20 protein-coding genes and 4 pseudogenes are annotated in these 17,020 nt (G+C 62.1%); 9 read left to right on the top strand and 15 right to left on the bottom strand.

Annotation, left to right across the window (positions count from 1 at the left end; all coding sequences use genetic code 11):
• Positions 1-75 precede the first annotated feature (75 nt).
• From CXQ88_RS19335 to CXQ88_RS19320, 3 genes are all read left to right on the top strand, one after another.
• Complete coding sequence (locus tag CXQ88_RS19335; RefSeq protein ID WP_104045759.1) at positions 76-285, top strand: antitermination protein NusB; 210 nt, start codon at positions 76-78, stop codon at positions 283-285.
• A gap of 1,098 nt (positions 286-1,383) precedes the next feature.
• On the top strand, positions 1,384-1,536 hold the full coding sequence (locus CXQ88_RS22015; protein ID WP_174182301.1) for a hypothetical protein: 153 nt from the start codon (positions 1,384-1,386) through the stop codon (positions 1,534-1,536).
• Positions 1,537-3,994: 2,458 nt separating this feature from the next.
• Positions 3,995-4,249 carry a hypothetical protein gene (locus CXQ88_RS19320; protein ID WP_104045737.1) on the top strand — a complete coding sequence of 85 codons (255 nt, stop codon included), beginning with the start codon at positions 3,995-3,997 and terminating at the stop codon, positions 4,247-4,249.
• A gap of 52 nt (positions 4,250-4,301) precedes the next feature.
• Here the strand turns inward: CXQ88_RS19320 and CXQ88_RS21645 are convergent, their stop codons facing one another.
• From CXQ88_RS21645 to CXQ88_RS19310, 3 genes are all read right to left on the bottom strand, one after another.
• Positions 4,302-4,541 carry a hypothetical protein gene (locus tag CXQ88_RS21645; RefSeq protein ID WP_146069248.1) on the bottom strand — a complete coding sequence of 80 codons (240 nt, stop codon included), beginning with the start codon at positions 4,539-4,541 and terminating at the stop codon, positions 4,302-4,304.
• Positions 4,542-4,875: 334 nt separating this feature from the next.
• Positions 4,876-5,274: a nuclear transport factor 2 family protein gene (locus CXQ88_RS19315; protein ID WP_104045736.1), complete on the bottom strand. Its 399-nt coding sequence runs from the start codon at positions 5,272-5,274 to the stop codon at positions 4,876-4,878.
• A 35-nt stretch (positions 5,275-5,309) separates the two neighbouring features.
• Positions 5,310-5,801, bottom strand: a complete 492-nt coding sequence (locus CXQ88_RS19310) for a cupin domain-containing protein (RefSeq protein WP_104045735.1) — start codon at positions 5,799-5,801, stop codon at positions 5,310-5,312.
• A 102-nt stretch (positions 5,802-5,903) separates the two neighbouring features.
• Between CXQ88_RS19310 and CXQ88_RS22750 the strand changes: the two are divergent.
• A pseudogene (locus tag CXQ88_RS22750) lies at positions 5,904-6,301 on the top strand (DUF4259 domain-containing protein).
• 28 nt (positions 6,302-6,329) lie between these two features.
• On the opposite strand, the gene CXQ88_RS22005 reads toward CXQ88_RS22750, so the two are convergent.
• From CXQ88_RS22005 to CXQ88_RS19250, 10 genes are all read right to left on the bottom strand, one after another.
• Positions 6,330-6,500 (bottom strand): hypothetical protein, encoded by a 171-nt coding sequence (locus tag CXQ88_RS22005; RefSeq protein WP_181037614.1) that lies wholly within the window; start codon positions 6,498-6,500, stop codon positions 6,330-6,332.
• Positions 6,501-6,653: 153 nt separating this feature from the next.
• Positions 6,654-6,875: a helix-turn-helix domain-containing protein gene (locus CXQ88_RS19295; RefSeq protein ID WP_104045732.1), complete on the bottom strand. Its 222-nt coding sequence runs from the start codon at positions 6,873-6,875 to the stop codon at positions 6,654-6,656.
• Positions 6,875-7,363 carry a hypothetical protein gene (locus CXQ88_RS19290; protein WP_104045731.1) on the bottom strand — a complete coding sequence of 163 codons (489 nt, stop codon included), beginning with the start codon at positions 7,361-7,363 and terminating at the stop codon, positions 6,875-6,877. The genes CXQ88_RS19295 and CXQ88_RS19290 overlap by 1 nt, the downstream gene beginning before the upstream one ends.
• Positions 7,364-7,791: 428 nt before the next feature.
• Positions 7,792-8,208, bottom strand: coding sequence for a hypothetical protein (locus CXQ88_RS19280; RefSeq protein WP_146069247.1), 417 nt, complete (start codon positions 8,206-8,208; stop codon positions 7,792-7,794).
• Positions 8,209-8,422: 214 nt separating this feature from the next.
• Entirely contained in the window at positions 8,423-9,076 is a 654-nt protein-coding gene (locus tag CXQ88_RS19275) for a hypothetical protein (protein ID WP_104045728.1), read from the bottom strand.
• Positions 9,073-9,408, bottom strand: a complete 336-nt coding sequence (locus CXQ88_RS19270; RefSeq protein ID WP_104045727.1) for a PadR family transcriptional regulator — start codon at positions 9,406-9,408, stop codon at positions 9,073-9,075. Before CXQ88_RS19270 ends, CXQ88_RS19275 begins: the two co-directional genes overlap by 4 nt.
• Before the next feature lie 423 nt (positions 9,409-9,831).
• On the bottom strand, positions 9,832-9,987 hold the full coding sequence (locus CXQ88_RS22000) for a DUF3188 domain-containing protein (protein ID WP_219816360.1): 156 nt from the start codon (positions 9,985-9,987) through the stop codon (positions 9,832-9,834).
• A gap of 8 nt (positions 9,988-9,995) precedes the next feature.
• Complete coding sequence (locus CXQ88_RS19260) at positions 9,996-10,235, bottom strand: helix-turn-helix domain-containing protein (protein WP_104045726.1); 240 nt, start codon at positions 10,233-10,235, stop codon at positions 9,996-9,998.
• Entirely contained in the window at positions 10,235-10,732 is a 498-nt protein-coding gene (locus tag CXQ88_RS19255; protein ID WP_104045725.1) for a DUF2975 domain-containing protein, read from the bottom strand. The genes CXQ88_RS19260 and CXQ88_RS19255 overlap by 1 nt, the downstream gene beginning before the upstream one ends.
• A gap of 342 nt (positions 10,733-11,074) precedes the next feature.
• Positions 11,075-11,575, bottom strand: coding sequence for an HAD domain-containing protein (locus CXQ88_RS19250; protein ID WP_104045724.1), 501 nt, complete (start codon positions 11,573-11,575; stop codon positions 11,075-11,077).
• A 245-nt stretch (positions 11,576-11,820) separates the two neighbouring features.
• On the opposite strand from CXQ88_RS19250, the gene ppk2 reads away from it, so the two are divergent.
• Entirely contained in the window at positions 11,821-12,741 is a 921-nt protein-coding gene (gene ppk2, locus CXQ88_RS19245) for a polyphosphate kinase 2 (protein WP_104045757.1), read from the top strand.
• Between the two features lie 11 nt (positions 12,742-12,752).
• Here the strand turns inward: ppk2 and CXQ88_RS22745 are convergent.
• Positions 12,753-13,100: pseudogene (locus CXQ88_RS22745) on the bottom strand (transposase); the annotation flags it as partial.
• A gap of 49 nt (positions 13,101-13,149) precedes the next feature.
• On the opposite strand from CXQ88_RS22745, the gene CXQ88_RS19235 reads away from it, so the two are divergent.
• A complete protein-coding gene (locus CXQ88_RS19235; RefSeq protein WP_258062015.1) occupies positions 13,150-13,680 on the top strand; it encodes a Gfo/Idh/MocA family protein in 531 nt (176 codons plus the stop codon).
• Between the two features lie 22 nt (positions 13,681-13,702).
• A pseudogene (locus CXQ88_RS19230) lies at positions 13,703-14,812 on the top strand (aldehyde dehydrogenase family protein).
• 68 nt (positions 14,813-14,880) lie between these two features.
• Here CXQ88_RS19230 and CXQ88_RS22740 read toward each other — a convergent pair.
• Positions 14,881-15,000: pseudogene (locus CXQ88_RS22740) on the bottom strand (hypothetical protein); the annotation flags it as partial.
• A 303-nt stretch (positions 15,001-15,303) separates the two neighbouring features.
• Here CXQ88_RS22740 and CXQ88_RS19220 point away from each other — a divergent pair.
• Both CXQ88_RS19220 and CXQ88_RS19215 read left to right on the top strand, forming a co-directional pair.
• Positions 15,304-15,903, top strand: coding sequence for a lytic transglycosylase domain-containing protein (locus tag CXQ88_RS19220; RefSeq protein WP_373637794.1), 600 nt, complete (start codon positions 15,304-15,306; stop codon positions 15,901-15,903).
• 384 nt (positions 15,904-16,287) lie between these two features.
• Positions 16,288-17,016 carry an HNH endonuclease family protein gene (locus CXQ88_RS19215; RefSeq protein ID WP_104045721.1) on the top strand — a complete coding sequence of 243 codons (729 nt, stop codon included), beginning with the start codon at positions 16,288-16,290 and terminating at the stop codon, positions 17,014-17,016.
• Positions 17,017-17,020 lie beyond the last annotated feature (4 nt).

Genomic DNA, 17,020 nt, shown 5'->3' with positions numbered 1-17,020 from the left:
TCGAAACCCTAAGGGTTTGGCGACGACCACGACTCATCCTGAGTTCCCAGAATCCGCATGTGGTTGAGTAGGCCCATGGATAGCAACTATGTCAATGGGGGCGGCATGTGGTTCGCCATCGCGCTGATCAATGCCGGATTGGCCGAACAGAAGAACCGGAGCAGGCTGGCATGGTTTTTCATCTCAATGTTCTTCGGGCCATTCGCGACGCTACTCATTGTGGTACTTCCCGCGCCACTGGAAGCTCAGAAGCTCAAACCTCGGCGTAGTGCTGCATCAGGATGATGACGGCCGCAGCCAGGATCGGCAAGCGGGTGGGCTGGCGCGCCATTTAGCGCTGCGAAAAAGATGCCATCTACCGCTGCGATTCACACCCTCCTCAGGTCCAGAAAGCTTCCATTTTCTGAGACACTGCTTTGCCTGCCGGCCTCCGCACCGCATGGCTGGACGCATGGTGTTTGGACAGTCAGGACTGGACAAGAAAGGGCAAGGTGATCAAATCGAAGTGGATCCTCGATGACACCAAAAGCATCGCAATTTCCCCCAAACAAGTGCCTCACGTTGGTTTCCCCAGCGTAAGGCTGGAATAACCGGCCCACCGAATGAGATGAAATGGAATCGATTTGAGACCAGCGTTGACTATAGGAATGTCTCCTCCGGCCACCGAATCACGCTGACGCGGGCGCAGCCACTTAGGAGCGGGGTGCCTCCGTAAGGTTAGCGGTACCGTAGGCAGTCTTTTCGGCATTGTTATAGATCACGACGCTGCGAACGGGCTTGGGCATGGACTCCCACATCCTGGAGTCCATGTCGACGCGCTGGCTGCTCGATCGGGCGAGCGGTAGCGGCCCCAACTCAATCAGAGTTGATGATGACAGCTGTAGTTCACCACCGGGTCCGGGCCCTCCGATCCCCGGGCTCAGCATGAGGCGGAGAATGTCGCCAGGACCTGTTGCAAAATCCTCGAGCTGCAGAACAGCGCCTGAATCTGTGACGCGGATCGTGGCCGTCCCCGTGGTGGGCGCTCCTTGCGACTGAAACTGTCCTTGTAACGTCACGGGACCGCCGCGGCGGTGGGGTTCGCGGAGGGGGGCCGCTCTGCTCGCTTCCCTGCTCAGGACCGGGTCCGAGTAGGTACAGCCGACGAGGCTGAGAGCAAGAATGCTCGTGAGCAGCAAAGATCGAACCGAGTGCATAATTTCCCCAAGATTTATTCCTTTTGCACCCTACCCGATGGCCGCCGGAGCCACGGGCTTGTCTATAGGAAAATCTCCTCCGGCCGCCGATCACGCTGCCGCGGGCGCAGCACCACAAGCGGGCAACAACCGGACGCCGGGCCACAGTGGAAAAGGAACACAATCCACTAAGAGCCGGGGGCAGCACATGAGCCACGAGTACATCCTGACGGACGATGACGCAGCACCTGCCGATGCCACCCATGCCCAGGACGTTCTCGAGCTCTCGATGTTGACCATGCCGCAGCCGGGCGCCCCCATCGTTGATATCTCCTGGGAGAAATCCCCGCTGGACCTTTAAGTTTCTGCAGCGATGACGCTGCAGCACTGAGTTTCCTTTTGCTGAGGGAAAACTGAGGCCGGCCCCAGCCCTTTTGAACGGCGAAAAGGGCATCGCTTCGCTCGGGCTGTAGAAGCGTTTTTCTGTTTTGGCTGCTGTCCTGACGGGTTGTACGTGTCCGCTCCGGCCCGTCCAGCCCCTCCTTCATCGGGGCCTGCGGTGCAAGAATCTCCCTGCGGCGCCTCCTTCGTCGCTGATTTCCTCCGGGAATTTCCCGCCCCTTGCCCGTGCGGGTAGACAGGTGTCCGTCGGCCACAGCTCCGCAAGCTTCGCCAGCAGCCAAAACAACGGGGGGAGAGGGGACGATGGCCGGTCACCTAAGCCGCCCCGCCACCGGTGCCAAACAACCTGGTCGGCGCCCGCTCTCGTTTCCAGCCGCTTGACAGACATAGAAGCGTCGGGGGGAAGAAGGGACGCTGGCCGGTCACCTAAACTGCCCCCCGCCCACGTGGAAGGAACATAATCATGAGCGAAAAGAAGTCTCGCGAGCCTTACACGGGAACGCCGATCGGGCGGGACGGGACCCCCAGCCACCCGCAGGATCCCGTTTACAACATCATTGAGATTCCTTCGGATTGTACGTGCCCGTTCCGGCCCCTCTAGCCCCTCCTTCGTCGGGGCCTGCGTCCCGGAAACTCTTCTCCGGCGCTCGTTCTTCGCTCAACTCCTTCGAAGATTTGCCGTGTGGACACTGCCGGACACCTGGCCACTACCGTTCGAAGTGCCCTGAACTGAATTAGTAGCGAGTGTGGACATTGTCCACACTCTTGGCCTCGTACCGGGTCGTACAGCCCTCGAACAGTCTCGGATTCCGCAGGTTTTGGGGACTTCCAGTGTTTGCAAGGGCTGGAGTCCGGTTCGAGTCCCACTTCGGGCACAGTGTTTCCGCAGGTCACAGCCCTGTTGGGCGGTTGAGTGTGTAAAAACCACCATAAGTGTGTACACGAGCGAGGCGTTTTTCTATGGCCAGCACCGCTACACGCCCCAAAAGGCCGGCTCATCGTTCTACATCCCGCCAAGTGCGGCCCTCTGTTCGCACCGGCATCCCCGGAGCTCTCCGCGGAGACTCTTGCTCAACCAAAGCTGCCGATCCCCGTCTGCATTAGGGTTCACCTGCAAAGAGAAGGCAACCGACCTCACTTGGACACTGAGCGGTATGCGCTCGGGCCGGAGCGTCAGCCTTCAGCCAGAGCCAGGTGAAGTACGGGACCGCGTCTAGGTGGACACCACCCTGGCCGACGATTGCGAACACGTCGGCAGCAAAGACGGCATTAAGACCTGTACGAGGATGTCAGGCAACACGTGATCGACTTTCTGCTGGCTCAAACCGTTCTCCTTCCAAGTGAGACCATCTTGCCTACCCCGAAGGGGGCAAACACCTTCCGGGGTAGGGCAGGATGGCGCAGTACGCTGTCTGAAGCGGACGCATGTCCCAAGAGAAGGAGCAGCTTCATGACCGAGCCAACAGGGAGCCGCGCCCGAACAGGGCCTGCCCCGGTTGACCCGAGTAAGTTCGTCCACATCGATAGGCCCAGTAACGCATCCCTGCGCGGAGCAGTAGTTACAGGAGCTGTGCTGGCTGTCCTGTTCGGGGCTGCTGCAGGTGGCTGCATGCTCCTCCCATTCCACCCCGAGAATGAGTTCCTTTATCTGGTCGGCGCGGCCATCGGTGTCGTGCTGGCCCAGCATCGTGAATGTCGGGGTCACCTTGCGGTCCGGTAGGCGCCGGCGGGAGGACTTCGTGCGATGTGGCGATGACCCCTCCGGAATGACGGACATGATGTTCGGTGTCATGAGAGGCGAGCGGACGAAGGACGGCGAATGGTTCGTGCCTGTGCAAGGCTCCGGAGACTACCAGTGAAGCTAGTGCCAGGCCCTGACCGGTGATAGGGATTCTTGTGCCCGCACACATGGTGCCCAAGCCCCGGGTGACCGGGCATCCGAAGAACGGGGAAAGCGCGCCCCGGAGGACGGACAGGTAGGCGAATCGGCATCCGTCCCGCCACAGTTTGGCGTTTAGGGCGGAGGTCATGTCCTACGTCGTCAGTTCAGGGGCTCTGCTCACCTACGTCGGGGCTCTGCCGGCGTGGACGAACCCGGCATTGGCGATCTTGGCCATCCTGACAGTGTCCTTCTTCGGGGCGATGCCGGCTGCCCTGTTCATCCGCATTCGAGGCAGGTTCCAAGGATGAACCCAAGGAGTTCTAGACGCTCATCAACGACGTCCCGGTCGCCCATTACTTCACCAACACTACAAATTGTGAATCCTGCACGGGGAGTGCTGCACCTCCGCTTGCCTGCGAAGCGGGGCGCGTTTCAGCCGATACGCTGGAGGTACCACGTGCAGGTCGCGTGACCTGGGAGCAGCGGGCAGGGTCGTAATGAGCTGGCAAAGACCATCCGCGACCGAAGGACATTTATGTCAGCCACCCAGGACACTACACCCCGCAGGACCAGGAATCGGGTGAGGCATCCTCGCTTCACTATTGGTGAGCACGTCCGGTTCGCTGAAGGGTCAGTCAAAGGCACCGGCGTCGTGGATGCCGCCAAGGCGGACTTCTCTATCGTCTGGCTTTGGACGGATGGCGGCAACGGCCGCAGGATGTTCCTTCAGGGATTGGGGACGATCATCGAATCCACGGCGGACCCTGATGGTGAGCAAGGGTCAGCCTGACTCGCAAACAGGCCGGGCATCCTCGACCAGCGCTCTGAGGGACTCCAGGAGTTTACCCGCGGACCTTCCTAAGCCGCATGCTGCGTCGACGCGGGATCTGTCCTGTTACGGGACGGCCGCGGCGCCATACTCTGTGCTCGCGGCGGCTGGTGGCTTCGGCAGGAGACGGAGCCGAAGCCACCAGTGAGGACCCGTTCCGGCGACGGCGCAACCTCAGGGCGACGAATATCATCAGGCCAATCCAGGCGAAAGCGGCACCGAAAACCAGGATCAGCAGGGGGATCGCATCCATGGCTAATTTTAGGGACGGGGCGGTGTGGATGGCTTTCTTGCTTACCAAGGGTTACCCACATGTAATTGCACCCAGGTCGTCGTTACCCGTTCATGATCTTCGCGTTGCACGTAGCCCCACGCGCGGTCCATGTTACAGGATGATCCGACCGACCGATAAACAACACCCGCGCGGCCGCATTCCGACTCTCTATGAGGCGAGACTCACCAGGTCGAAGTGCCTTAACGATCATCAATGACTTATCAAGTGCTTAGGGCGCCTCGCCCCATCAGGGGCAGGAACGCAGCGATTCTGGACGTAGACGCTGACGAAATGGTGGTCAACCCGCCCGCCGTCAGCCCGTAACTGTGTCGCCGTGCCGGTGGGCGACCTTCCATGCGCCGTCTTCGCGTCGGTAGACCTGGGTTGCCCGCAGGACGTAGCTGCGCGGCTCTCCGTCTACTGAGGCCGAAGTGTGCTCAAGACCGGCGGTATATGCCATGTCGCCCACGACCTCGTAAGCCAGCAACTCAAATTCGTAAGACGTACAGTTGGAGAACTGCCGGGCCAGACCAGTGAACAGCTCCTCCAGTTCCTGCTGGCCGAAGGCGTTGCGCCACGCCCCCAGGACACTCACCGGTTCGTTGCGGGACCAAATCGCCCGGCGAGGGCCGGCGTCGCCGTTATGGATCGCCAATTCCGCGTCATACAAAGTGGACCGCACCCAATGCAGGAACTCACTGCGATCGCTCATTCCATCTCCCAGCGGAAAATTAGAATTCTTTACCCTTAGAACAGAAGTCCGTGCCGCTCAACCAGCGGCATTGTCGCCTCGAAGTCCACCTCGGCGCCGTACTCCGCCGCGAGGGCCGGAAGCGTGTCGGGGGAGTATTCGCCGCCGGGCCCTGCAAGCCGGCGGAACAGTGCCTCGACCCCGCCCGGAACGATGATCTCAAGCACGCGGAGTTCGTCGTCGCCGGCGTTCCAGAAGGTGTGCCAGCGTCCGCGAGGCTTAGCCACCATATCGCCCGGAGTTGCCCTGATCTCGATGCCCTCCTCGATCACCCCTAGTGTGCCGGCCAGCACGAACGTGTATTCGTCTTCGCGGCTGTGCCGATGCATCGGCGCGGCCAGCATCTTCGGGCCGAGCACGTGTTCGACCAGCGCAACCCTGCCGGAGGAAGCTGCGCTCTCGAGAAGGTACCTGTCCTGGAACCCTGGTTCTCCAGTGACGTCGCCCTCGCCTGCGCGGACAACGTGAGGACCAGCTGGTGTGTCCATACGGCCATGATAGGACCGCGGCCTCCGTGTGGGTACGCAAGAATTCCAGCAGGGTCTGCCATCTTAATCTCATCGAGTAAACCGGATTCGAAAGGCTGACAGATGGGCGCATGGGGTTACCTGCAGTTCGAGAATGACGATGCGCTGGACTGGTTGTCCGAACTCGAAGCAGGGGGAGCGGGAGTCGTCCGTGGTGCTCTTGCCAAGCCGGCAACGGTTACGTCGAGGCCCCGGAGGGCAGCCTAGCCATCGCCGCCGCCGACATCACTGCGGCCTGCCAGGGCAGCCAGGCCGGGGACCTGCCGGAGAATGTCGCCGACTGGGTGACCGCGCACGGGGCCGAGATCACCGCCGAGGACGTGGAGCTCGCGCTGCAAACGGTTGAGCGGGTGGCAGGGGAGGGGTCAGAACCCGCCGAGCTGTGGGACGACGCCGACGAACCCGAATGGCGTGAGTCCCTTGAAGACCTATCGGAGAGGCTGCGTGCCGCACTTTGGTAGGGCGCGGGGCGGGGGCACCCGGTTATGTCTAAGCCGCCCTTTCATCGGAGCTATGGCTCTCGACACTTTGGACTGCGCGCCTGACTTCGGCTCGCGGCCGGCGCCGGGCTTTGACCAGAACAATCAGCATGGTCAGGATGGTGACCGTCCAGGCAATTGCGGCGAGGAACACCAGACCGATTGCCACTAAGGGGTGCATGCCGAAAGTCTAGGACCGCTCCGCTTTGATTCTTGGACGCAACTCCGCAGCATCAGAGCCGGAATTTACGGAAGCACGGTTTGTATTGGTCCCAATTGCGCACCCAGCCGGCACCGGCTTGATACACGCTGCCAGCGGCGTCAGCGTCCCGGATCAGGTCGAGGATCGAAATCCCAGGGCCGCAGCAATCGATTCGACGTCATTGACGGTAAAGGCCCTACCGTCCCGGAGCCAGGTGGCGACGTAGTTCTGGGACAAACCGATCATCGCTGCCAGGGATTTACCGGATACACCCTGCTGTTCCATGTGAAGGCGGATGGCTTCCGAGAAAGCCTTTGCATGCTGTCCTGCAGGTTCCCCTGCGCCCGCGGGCATCAGGCGGCTTCCAGTTTGGCGAGTCGCTCGGCAATGCGGCTGCCGGCCCCGCGGGACTTCGGGCAGCTGTGCATCCACATCTTCAGCACAGCTATTTCTTCTGCCCTCTGGCCGAGCTTCCGGTGGACGACGGCTGCCTGCTCGGTGTAGCAGGGAGCGGGCTCCCAGCCTCCGCTGTCGCGTTTGGCCGCTTCGTAGCAGAGGACCAGGGCTTCTGCGAGCCTGCCTTCGCGCTTCAGCTGCTTGATCGGCTTCACGAGCTCCAGGTAGTGGATCCCATCAACCCTGCCGCGCCTGAATTGCTGCGCCTGCTCCCCTTCACCCTGCAGAGCTTCCCGGACCATCGTTGCCTTCTGAACGTGGGAGTGGTTGATCCGCTCCTTCGATGTCAGGGCGGGCGGGTTGTCCCGGGTGTGGGCCCATTCCGGCTCGCCGGCACCCAGCCAGACGAACGCCTTTGGCGAGCAGCTTCTGATCCCACAGCACATGCAGCTGATATGGCGCCGGCCGGCAAGGGAAGGTCCTTTGCAGCGTACGACGGCAGGCAACCCACCTTCTCGCCATCAACCAACACAGCGACGGCGTGCGGATCGACAGGCTTCTCAGGATTCCGTTGCAGTTGGGCCTGGCCCTCGTAGTATCCCCGCTCGCCGAGCCCCTTCCGGTCAGCAAGGGCTGCGACGGCGTCGTTGGCGAACGTGGTCGTGCCGGCCACTTCCAGGCAAGGGCTGAAGTGCATGGGGACTCGTATTTTCAATGCCTGCTGGCTGGGCGCTTGAGCACCAGAGGTATCAAGGACTGGCTCCGCGTGCGAGCCCCCTCCTAATGCGCTACGCAGCCAGCTTCCAAGCCCCACTAATGCCCCAAAAGTCCTTGGCGATTCTGGTCCGCCGGGGCTGACTTTACCAAGCAGCCATCAGCAACCGCGCACCCTTGCCGTACGCGGCCGCGTAGTCAACTGGGCTCCAGCCACCGCGCCTACAGCTCGCCACTCTCTTTCAAACCACCCCGAGTAGGCCACGCCGGCGGCGATGCTCAGCTGAGCTGCAGTGATGAGGCCGACAATTGGAAGCACCTCCGGAGACCTGCCGTTGGGTGTGAACAGGACCAAGCCGGCTGCGATCAGCACCGTACCGATCACCGAGACTTTGATGACGTTCGGATTGATTCGGATGCTCTGCTCCACGCGCGGGATGTCAGAAGCAGGCTTCGGAAGCTTGCGCGAGAACCGCACCCCCAGCGTCAGGAGCCAACCCAGGGCGGAGATGGCGGCACCAAGGACCATCGTGATGACTCCCCGTCCCGGATCCTGACCGAGGAATCCGGCCAGCAAGGCATCCAACGCTTCCGGGGATCGCGATCACAGCCCTGTACCACCAGGCAAAGAAAACCCAGGACCGGCGCTGCGCGTAACCGAAGGCCTCGGCCCGCGGATCTGTTGCCGCCGCGACCGCGGCACCCCCCAATGTCATGGGTCACGCAATATCCGCTAAGTCAGCGCGGGGACCATGACGCACACCGTGGCGTTCCTGCCGCATCCGGAGTTCCTATCCGGCAGCGGCGTCGAGAGGCCGTCCGCTTTCATCAAGTGGTACGCCCCGCTCGTCGATCAGGAAGTCCTCGATGACTGCCCCCGAGGCGGTATCGATTATAACGATGGAGTCAGCCGGCCAAGCGGGGTCGGGGACAAGGTCGTAGTCAACATCTGAAATGAGCGTGCTGTTTTTCGCCCTGTTGAAGGCATCAACGATCTTTCCGGTGCGCGTGTTGACGGTCACGGTCTCCTGGGGAAGGCCATCTGCGCTGCTGGAAACAGGGGTCGAGTTCCACCACCCCTCATAGCCGCCGATTGGACGGTCTGCCACAGGCGTCCGAGCCACTGGCGTTTCACTGGAGTAGCCTGCGTGAATGCCGATGGCGGCGCCGCCGACAAGGATGGCGGCCGCGCCGGCTATGCCCAGGATCAGTTTCATGTTTTCCCCCTTTGTGATGCGTGACAGCACCATGCCGCCGCGGTGAAGCAACTCGTAGGTCCTTGCCGTTGCCGATGAGCACAGAGCTCCGAAAAGCAATGACTGCACGGAGATGCCAACGGCCGGACCGTCACGCAGATCGGCTCGCCACTGTTCCTCACGGTCTTCCCTGAGGCGAACCGGAGTCAAGGCCACGGAGACAGCAAGGACAGCCTCAATGAGCCTCATGCCCCTTGCCACTGGCCCTCAAAGGTAGCGGGCGAAGGCCTGGTCGCAGTCGTCCGGACCCGAAGTCGGTAGGTGTTCACGTAGTCCTGCGCCAGTGGCCGGGCTTCAGCCAGCAGCCGGTAGTAGCGCCGGCGGGGCCCCTTGCGATCCTGGCTGGAGTCCCATTCGCCCTGGATCCACCCGGCAGCTTCAAGGCGGTCCAAAATCGGGTAGACAGTGCCGGGCTTCTTGCCGACGTCCTTCACAATCTGCAGGCCCCACACACTCTCGGCTGACAGCAGTGCCTCAAGGACCAGTGCGGTGGCGGGTGTGACCCGCCCCAAGTTCTCCATGCACTAAATCTAGCTATATAGATTTAGAAGTCAAATGCAAAGCTCCAGGTACCGTCTGCCCGCGTTCTACAACAGATGGACCGATGGCAGTCGTGACGATGCTCCGGTTTCTCACGAACTCTAGCTTGCGCGACACTATCTCAAAGGTTCCAAAGAGGCTGAGCATCGCCGCCGGCGTGGCCTACTCGGGGTGGCTCCCGAAGAACCGCGCCGAGTTGTACTCACGGTGGCTGGAGCGCCGCTGACCGTGGCCACAACCAATCGAATGAACATGGGGACCGATTTGTGTGATCGACGCCTAGTGGTACCAGGGACGGCCTGAACTGAAGGTCGAAGGAGGCATACTTCGCCCACGCGTCGAGGAGCTCGTCATTGACCGGCGTGCAGAAGGGGCGGTATGCCACCCTCCAACGGGCCTGCGGCTTACCACCGGCGGCGGCGATCGCGGCGCACGGCCCCGACGCAGAGGATGATCGCGCCGGCCACGAGCACTGCCCCGATGCCCTGCAGACCCGGGGAGTCATCTGCGCCGCCGAGCACGAAGACGGCCACGCCAATCGCCACGATGAGAAGTGGCACCAACCAACTCACGACTTCTCCGTGACGTCCCCAGCAGCGTCGTCGTCGGCGACCCACTCGAGTAGGTCGCCCGCTTGGCACTCCAGGACCCTGCACATCGCGTCCAAGGTGCTGAAGCGGACCGCCTTGGCTCGGCCGTTCTTCAGCACCGCCACGTTGGCAGGGGTGATCCCGACGCGCTCGGCGAACTCCCCAACGCTCATCTTGCGCTTGGCCAGTTCTACGTCGATGCGGACGACGATGGCCATCAGATCACACCTTCCATGTCGGTCCGTAGTGACGTCGCCTGCCGCAGCAGATCCCGCATCACCACGATTAGCAGAACCAGCACCGCACCGATCAGCGTTATGCCGATCAACACCGCAGGCGACCCGGGGTCGCGCAGGTCGGGGGTGAAGTAGATGTACGCGATGAGTGAGCTGGCCATGGCAGCCAGCAGCAGCCACGCCACGACGAACGCCCACATGATCAGGTCCACCCACCGCAGCGAGGCCGCGGTGAAGATCCGGTCGCGCTGAACCAGGGTCAACAACCGCCAAACACACACGATTACAACCTGCAGACACAGGGCTTCCAGTTCCCAGAACAGCAGCATCGGCCACCGCCAGGGATCGAATGCCGGCCCCTCCTCGGTCGTGAAAAGAAACTCGCCGGGAAGCGACAGGACTTGGGCGACCAGCAACCCAAGGAACACCATTACCAGCAGGACCCGAAGCGGGAGGACTAATCGAGTAACAATATGCATGCGTTAAGAGTCGTTTGTATTCTATCGAAAGTCAATGCGTTGTGGTGATGGAGGCACACCACGCGGCCCACGTACAGAAGAGGAGTAGAGTCGAGTTCGCAAAGGATCGCTTGGCAATGATGAAGCTGCCTGAAGGCGGGTATCTCGATGGTGGGTGTCGGCACGGACGGCCCTTGCAACTGAGATGGCCCCAATTAGAGCCCAAGTCGACATTCCACTGAATATGGGGAAAAGTGCTGCCAGAAGTTGAAGTTTGCTGCCAAGTGCTGGGACGCACGTCCTTTTGCGCAGGGCCTTAATTCCCACTGAACCCTCCCGACCAACTCTCAACGGAGCCCCTGGTCAAAGCGAGTCGGTCTTCCGCCCCGTTTCGCCATCGATGAACACCTGCACCGCCACGACATGCGCTTCCGTCAGGCCCTCTTCGGGTACCGGCTTCTCCAATAGGACAGGCTGGTTAAGGTGATGGGCCCAGTCGTGCACATCAGGTCCGAGGACGTCATCGATCCAGACGACCGAGTCCCAGTCCGCCTCACCGGCAGCCTCCATCCGTTCCAGCCACCGAGCCACTGACGACAGTTTGGGTGTCGGCTCTTCAGCGTCGCTGTCCTGCATTTCCACCGTCACGCGCAGGGGTTCCACGTCGAGTTCAAGCTGTGCGTCCAGGTCGGCCACGACGTCCGCCGGCGAGGTCGTCACCCAGGCGATCCGGCCTTTGGTAGCGAGCCGTCGCACCAGGGCAACCTTCGCGTCCGAGAGATGCAGGTCCGGACTGTCGCCATCACCATGATGGACCTTCGGGTTCAGTACTCCGTCGACGTCGAGGAGGATGATCGGCTTCATGAACGTGACCTTAGTCCGTCTTATAGCCGCGCGGTAGCCGGTAACTAATATCTGCCTGCTGGCAAAAATCGCTCTCTGCTTCGACGACCACCGGAGCAACCAGGGCACCGGCCCCTGTTGGGACTTTCCCCGGGCGTTACTAACCGGTAACCGCTGGCTGGCACAGGCCGGTAGCGGACGTGCGTTGCTAAACTGCCGTCCATAAGCGGTGCGACCTCGAGGAGGGCCAGAGGGTGGAGGCAGACATGCCCTGGACGCCTCGTGATCCGTGGTGGGTGCGGGACAACCTGCGCGAAGCCATCGACCGGCTGGTCGATCTGGGGTACACGGTCCGCGGGGGACAGGGCGAAGACCCGGAACTGATTGATCCCGGTGGATCGGCGGTGCAGACCTGGCGGGAGGACTATCCCTACGAGCAGCGGATGTCCCGTGAGGAATACGAGGCCGAGAAGTACCGGCTGCAGGTCGAGTTGCTGAAGTTTCAGTACTGGGGCCAGGACCACGGACTCAAGAGCGTCATCGTTTTCGAGGGCCGCGATGCCGCCGGTAAGGGCGGGACTATCAAGCGCTTCACCGAACACCTGGATCCCCGCTCGGCCCGGACCGTAGCGCTGGGCAAACCCTCGGACCGTGAACAGGGCCAGTGGTACTTCCAGCGTTACATTCAACACCTGCCCACGGCCGGCGAGATCGTGATGTTTGACCGGTCCTGGTACAACCGCGCCAACGTGGAGCGGGTCATGGGCTTCTGCACTGAGGAGGAGTACAGCACGTTCATGGGGCAGGCGCCCCTGTTCGAGAAAATGCTCGTCGAGTCCGGGATCCAGCTGAACAAGTTCTGGTTCTCGGTCACCCGCCACGAGCAGCGTACCCGCTTCGCCATTCGACAGATTGACCCGGTCCGGCGCTGGAAGCTCTCACCCGTGGACCTTGCCTCGCTGGACCGGTGGGACGACTACACCGCGGCCAAGGAGGAAACGTTCCTGCGCACCGACACCGACCACGCGCCATGGATCACCATCAAGTCCAACGATAAGAAACGCGGCCGGATCAACGCCATGCGCTACTTCCTCAATCAGTTCGAGTACGACGGCAAAGACACCTCCATCGTGCACGACTCCGATCCGCTCATCGTCCGGCGGGGACGCGAAGCTGTCGGCGACTAGGGCGTGTCGCTTTATTGCCGTAACCAGATGACGACGGCGTAAAGGACGACGCCGGCGCGGTAGGTTAGTGCGAGCTTGTCGTATCGGGTGGCGATGGCGCGCCATTGTTTGAAGTCGAAGTTCACGGGGCGGCCGCGCCGTGAACCGCGGCGCTTGCGATTCTCGATCTGATCAGAGGGTTCAGGGATGACCGTCCTAATGCCACGGTTACGCAGCAGTGACCGGTTTGCCGAGATGAGTACGCTTTGTCACCCCAATACTGCGTCCGGCCGGGTTCTAGCGCGGCCACGGCCAAGACGAGGGACGCGCACTGCGTCCATCACGACGGGGAACATCGGTGAATCTCCGGCCTGGCCCGGGCAAGTCCGCGAGTTCATTGACGCAGGCCGGATCGGCGAGGTTGTCTCAATGCACGCGCGCTTCCACTTCGTGATGGACCGCAGCCCGGGATGCTATGCCATCGACATTATGAACATGGTGATGGGGCGGGGCCCGGTGAGCGTATACGCCAAGGGGACGAGCCCGACGGACACTGTGGAGACCACTGTCGCCGCGATCCTGGACTACGACGGCGTCATCGGAACCCTGAACTGCGGCTTTGAAGGACCCCGCACCAACATGTTCCAGAGCATCGGCACAAAGGGACAGATCACACTCGACAAGGCGTTCGACCCGGACCCCGGGGACGCGGCACGGGTGACGGTCTCGCTCAGGGACGGCAGCACGGAAGTCTTCGATATCAACGAAAACCCGGTCACCGTCGAAACCGAATGGTTCAGCACATGGGCCCGCAGCGCGGGGCAAGAGGTTGTCCATCAGGAACTGACCGAGCAAAACCTGGCCGTCCGGCTCGCCATCCATGAATCCCTCGCCGCGGGACTCCCACGCAACGTAGAACCGGTGCACGCCGTGGAACACCACTTACTTCAGGAGCAATAACAATGACGTCATCAACCACTTCATCAGCGGATCCGAGGCTGCAAGCACCGAACCGACACCAAGCCCGTCTACAACTCCGCCACCGGCGCCGTCACCGCAGAGCTGCGGCTGGCCAGCCAGGCGGATCTTGACGCGACCGTCGCTGCGGCCAAGGCGGCCGCTGTCACCTGGGGCGACATCTCCTTGGCCTAGCGCACCGCAGCGCTGTTCAAGTTCCGCGAACTCGTCGCATCCCACGTGGACGAACTGGCGCAGCTCACCACCGCAGAGCACGGCAAGGTGCTCTCTGACGCAAAGGGCGAGATCGGCCGCGGCCTGGAAGTCATCGAGTTCGCCTGCGGAATCCCGCAGCTGCTAAAGGGGGGGAATACTCGGACCAGGTCTCCCCGGTATCGACGTGTTCTCCTTCCGGGAGCCGATCGGCGTCGTCGCGGGCACACCCTTCAACTTCCCGGTCATGGTGCCGTTGTGGATGGCGCCGATGGCCCTCGCCATCGGCAACACCTTCATTCTCAAGCCCTCCCACCGGGTTCCGTCAGCAGCCATGCTGCTGGCCGATCTCGCGGATCTGCTGGTCAAGAAGGTCGAGGAGCGCGCCGTGGCCGTCAAGGTCAAGAACGACACGGGACCCGACGCCGCCATGGGACCGGTCATCAGTTCCGACTCCAGGAACTTCATCGTCAGAACCATCACCGAAGCGGAAGCCGCGGGAGCGGCGATGGTGGTGGACGGCCGCGACCTGGTGGTCGCCGGCCATGAGGAAGGCTTCTGGGTGGGCCCCACCGTCATCGACCACGTCAGGACCGAAATGAGCGCCTACACCGAGGAAATCTTCGTGCCGGTCCTCGTGGTGGTCCGTGTGCAGGACCTTGAGGAGGGCATCCGGCTCATCAACTCCAACCCGTACGGCAATGGCACAGCGATCTTCACGTCCTCCGGTGCCGCTGCCCGGAAGTTCCAGCGGTCTGTGGATGTTGGGATGATCGGCATCAACGTGCCCCTGCCGGTCCCGGTTGCCTACTACTCGTTCGGCGGCTGGAAGGCTTCGCTGTTCGGCAACAAGCACATCCACGGTCCTCAAGGGGTGTCCTTTTACACCCGCGGCAAGGTCATCACGTCCCGCTGGCCCTAAGCAAGCCACGCCTCCGGTGCATCGTACAGCTTCCCCTCCAATTGAACGGCTCCCGGTACGGGCAGCCCTCACCGAGGCGTTGAAGGACCGGCTGCGCTCATAGTCAACGCAGCCGGTCCAGTCTCGCCCACGGCCAGTGATGATCGTCTGGTCCAGGTTGACCCGTAACCCCTAACGCTGGCTCGCGAGGACCCGCCCGGCGATCATCGGGCATATCAGAATGAACAGGAGTCCTTGCCGCGAGTCACCGCTCAGGAGTTATTGAAGTGCCGGCTCAGCCCGGTGTCAACGGTGGGGGCTTTGGATGGTTTGATTAGTCGGTGCTCCGTCTCAGACGCCTCGTGGTCCTTATCCTATTTGCGGTTTGTGTCACCATCGCTCTTTCGTTTTGGGTGCTTGGGCAACCTGCCGCCGACGCCAGTCGTGCCTTTTCTCCACCGCCGCGAGCGGAGGCTGAGCTCGAAATGCTGTCCCCAGGCATGACCACCGCCGTGAACGTAACCAGAAACCCGGAGGCCGATTGGGTTATCCGGGCTGCAGGGCAGACCGGAATCCCTGAACGCGCGCTGCGGGCGTATGTTGCCGCGGCTGTGACCGTGAATGCTACTGCTCCGACGTGCGGGATCGGTTGGAACACTGTGGCGGCCGTTGGTTCCGTCGAAACAGCACACGGGACTTACGGCGGCGGCAGCCTAACCGCGGCGGGGCAGGTGAGCCGCCCAGTTGTGGGCCCCGTTCTCGACGGTGCCGGATTCGCGGCTATCGCCGACACAGACGGGGGTGCCCTGGACGGGGATACCCGCTGGGACCGTGCTGTGGGACCGATGCAGTTCATTCCTTCCACGTGGCAGCTCGTGGGGCGGGACGGGAACGGGGATGGAACGGCGGATCCGTTCAATATCGACGATGCCGCCCTCAGTGCCGCGACCTATCTGTGTGCCCACGGCCGTGACCTCACCACCGCGGACGGGTGGACCGACGCGATCTACGCCTACAATCAGTCCGATGTTTACATCCGGCAAGTGCGTGATGAGGCAACGGCATACGCAGCAAACGCAGGCACCGCAGCAAACGCAGGCACCGCAGGATGAGACCACGGTTTGATAGTCAATGCTCTCCTGCGTACGAAGAAGTATCGGATCTGTTCACGGCCGGGAGGGGGCCGAGCGTAGCTTCGTTGGAATAAGCGTCGTGAGTCTCCAGCTAACGCCGCAAGGGTTCTGCAGCCCTCGAACTGTCTTGGATTCCGCATGTTTTGGCGAATTTCCTGTGTTTGCAAGGGCCGGAAGACAGTCCGAGTCCCACCTCGGGAACAAGCCGATGCACCTCTCAGCCCGGTTCTAAGAATCGCCCGAGCACGACGACCTAGCAGGCCGACCAAGCAGTGGACGTGTGGCCGGCACCACGGACATGCCTACCCAGGGCGTGCGGTGGTTGAAGTTAGCGTGGAGTAACCCCTTCTAACCATTAGGACCATGAAGACCACCTGTTCTCCCGCCAAAATCCTGACCGCTGTGACCGCCTTCATAGTGGCGGGGTCGCTAGTAGGTTGTGATGCTGCAGCCAACGCCCTTGAGGTCCTCGAGCTTCCTCCAAGCATCGTTGCCGATGCGCCAGCTCCGGCCGGGCCGGCCTCTGCCAGTGACGCCGCCAAGGCCCTAGTTCAGTTAGAGAGCATCCCGGTGAAGGGCCGCGCGCCTAAGACTGGTTATACCCGGGACGAGTTCGGACCGGTGTGGTCGGACACGGACCACAACGGCTGCGACACCCGCAACGACATCCTCGCCAGGGATCTGACCAACGAAACGTTCAAGCCCGGCACCAACGACTGTGTGGTCACCGCCGGAACCCTGGCCGACAAGTACACCGGCACGACCCTTAACTTTGTCCGCGGCCAGGGAACGAGCTCGGAGGTCCAGATAGACCACATCGTTCCACTCAGCGACGCATGGCAGAAAGGCGCACAGCGGCTTAGTGCCGTCCAGCGCAAGCAACTCGCCAACGACGCCCTGAACCTTATGGCAGCTGACGGCCCGACTAACAGTGCCAAAGGTGACAAGGACGCCGCCACCTGGCTGCCGCCGAACCGGGCGTTTCGATGTGAGTACGTGGCACGCCAAACTGCCGTCAAGGCCAAATACGACCTCTGGGTCACCCAGGCGGAACACGACACGATCGCTGGGATTCTCGAAGGCTGCAGGTAGACCC

The sequence above is a fragment of the Arthrobacter sp. ZGTC412 genome (assembly GCF_002929215.1).
Lineage (GTDB): Bacteria > Actinomycetota > Actinomycetes > Actinomycetales > Micrococcaceae > Arthrobacter.
This window is presented reverse-complemented; position numbering and strand designations above follow the sequence as displayed.

Excerpts from the sequence above, each read along its gene's own strand:
- CXQ88_RS19335 (WP_104045759.1), top strand. The coding sequence starts at position 76 with ATGGATAGCAACTATGTCAATGGGGGCGGCATGTGGTTCGCCATCGCG.
- CXQ88_RS22015 (WP_174182301.1), top strand. The coding sequence starts at position 1,384 with ATGAGCCACGAGTACATCCTGACGGACGATGACGCAGCACCTGCCGAT.
- CXQ88_RS19320 (WP_104045737.1), top strand. The coding sequence starts at position 3,995 with ATGTCAGCCACCCAGGACACTACACCCCGCAGGACCAGGAATCGGGTG.
- CXQ88_RS21645 (WP_146069248.1), bottom strand. The coding sequence starts at position 4,541 with ATGGATGCGATCCCCCTGCTGATCCTGGTTTTCGGTGCCGCTTTCGCC.
- CXQ88_RS19315 (WP_104045736.1), bottom strand. The coding sequence starts at position 5,274 with ATGAGCGATCGCAGTGAGTTCCTGCATTGGGTGCGGTCCACTTTGTAT.
- CXQ88_RS19310 (WP_104045735.1), bottom strand. The coding sequence starts at position 5,801 with ATGGACACACCAGCTGGTCCTCACGTTGTCCGCGCAGGCGAGGGCGAC.
- CXQ88_RS22005 (WP_181037614.1), bottom strand. The coding sequence starts at position 6,500 with ATGCACCCCTTAGTGGCAATCGGTCTGGTGTTCCTCGCCGCAATTGCC.
- CXQ88_RS19295 (WP_104045732.1), bottom strand. The coding sequence starts at position 6,875 with ATGCCCGCGGGCGCAGGGGAACCTGCAGGACAGCATGCAAAGGCTTTC.
- CXQ88_RS19290 (WP_104045731.1), bottom strand. The coding sequence starts at position 7,363 with ATGTGCTGTGGGATCAGAAGCTGCTCGCCAAAGGCGTTCGTCTGGCTG.
- CXQ88_RS19275 (WP_104045728.1), bottom strand. The coding sequence starts at position 9,076 with ATGAGGCTCATTGAGGCTGTCCTTGCTGTCTCCGTGGCCTTGACTCCG.
- CXQ88_RS19270 (WP_104045727.1), bottom strand. The coding sequence starts at position 9,408 with ATGGAGAACTTGGGGCGGGTCACACCCGCCACCGCACTGGTCCTTGAG.
- CXQ88_RS19260 (WP_104045726.1), bottom strand. The coding sequence starts at position 10,235 with ATGGCCATCGTCGTCCGCATCGACGTAGAACTGGCCAAGCGCAAGATG.
- CXQ88_RS19255 (WP_104045725.1), bottom strand. The coding sequence starts at position 10,732 with ATGCATATTGTTACTCGATTAGTCCTCCCGCTTCGGGTCCTGCTGGTA.
- CXQ88_RS19250 (WP_104045724.1), bottom strand. The coding sequence starts at position 11,575 with ATGAAGCCGATCATCCTCCTCGACGTCGACGGAGTACTGAACCCGAAG.
- ppk2 (WP_104045757.1), top strand. The coding sequence starts at position 11,821 with ATGCCCTGGACGCCTCGTGATCCGTGGTGGGTGCGGGACAACCTGCGC.
- CXQ88_RS19235 (WP_258062015.1), top strand. The coding sequence starts at position 13,150 with ATGCACGCGCGCTTCCACTTCGTGATGGACCGCAGCCCGGGATGCTAT.
- CXQ88_RS19215 (WP_104045721.1), top strand. The coding sequence starts at position 16,288 with ATGAAGACCACCTGTTCTCCCGCCAAAATCCTGACCGCTGTGACCGCC.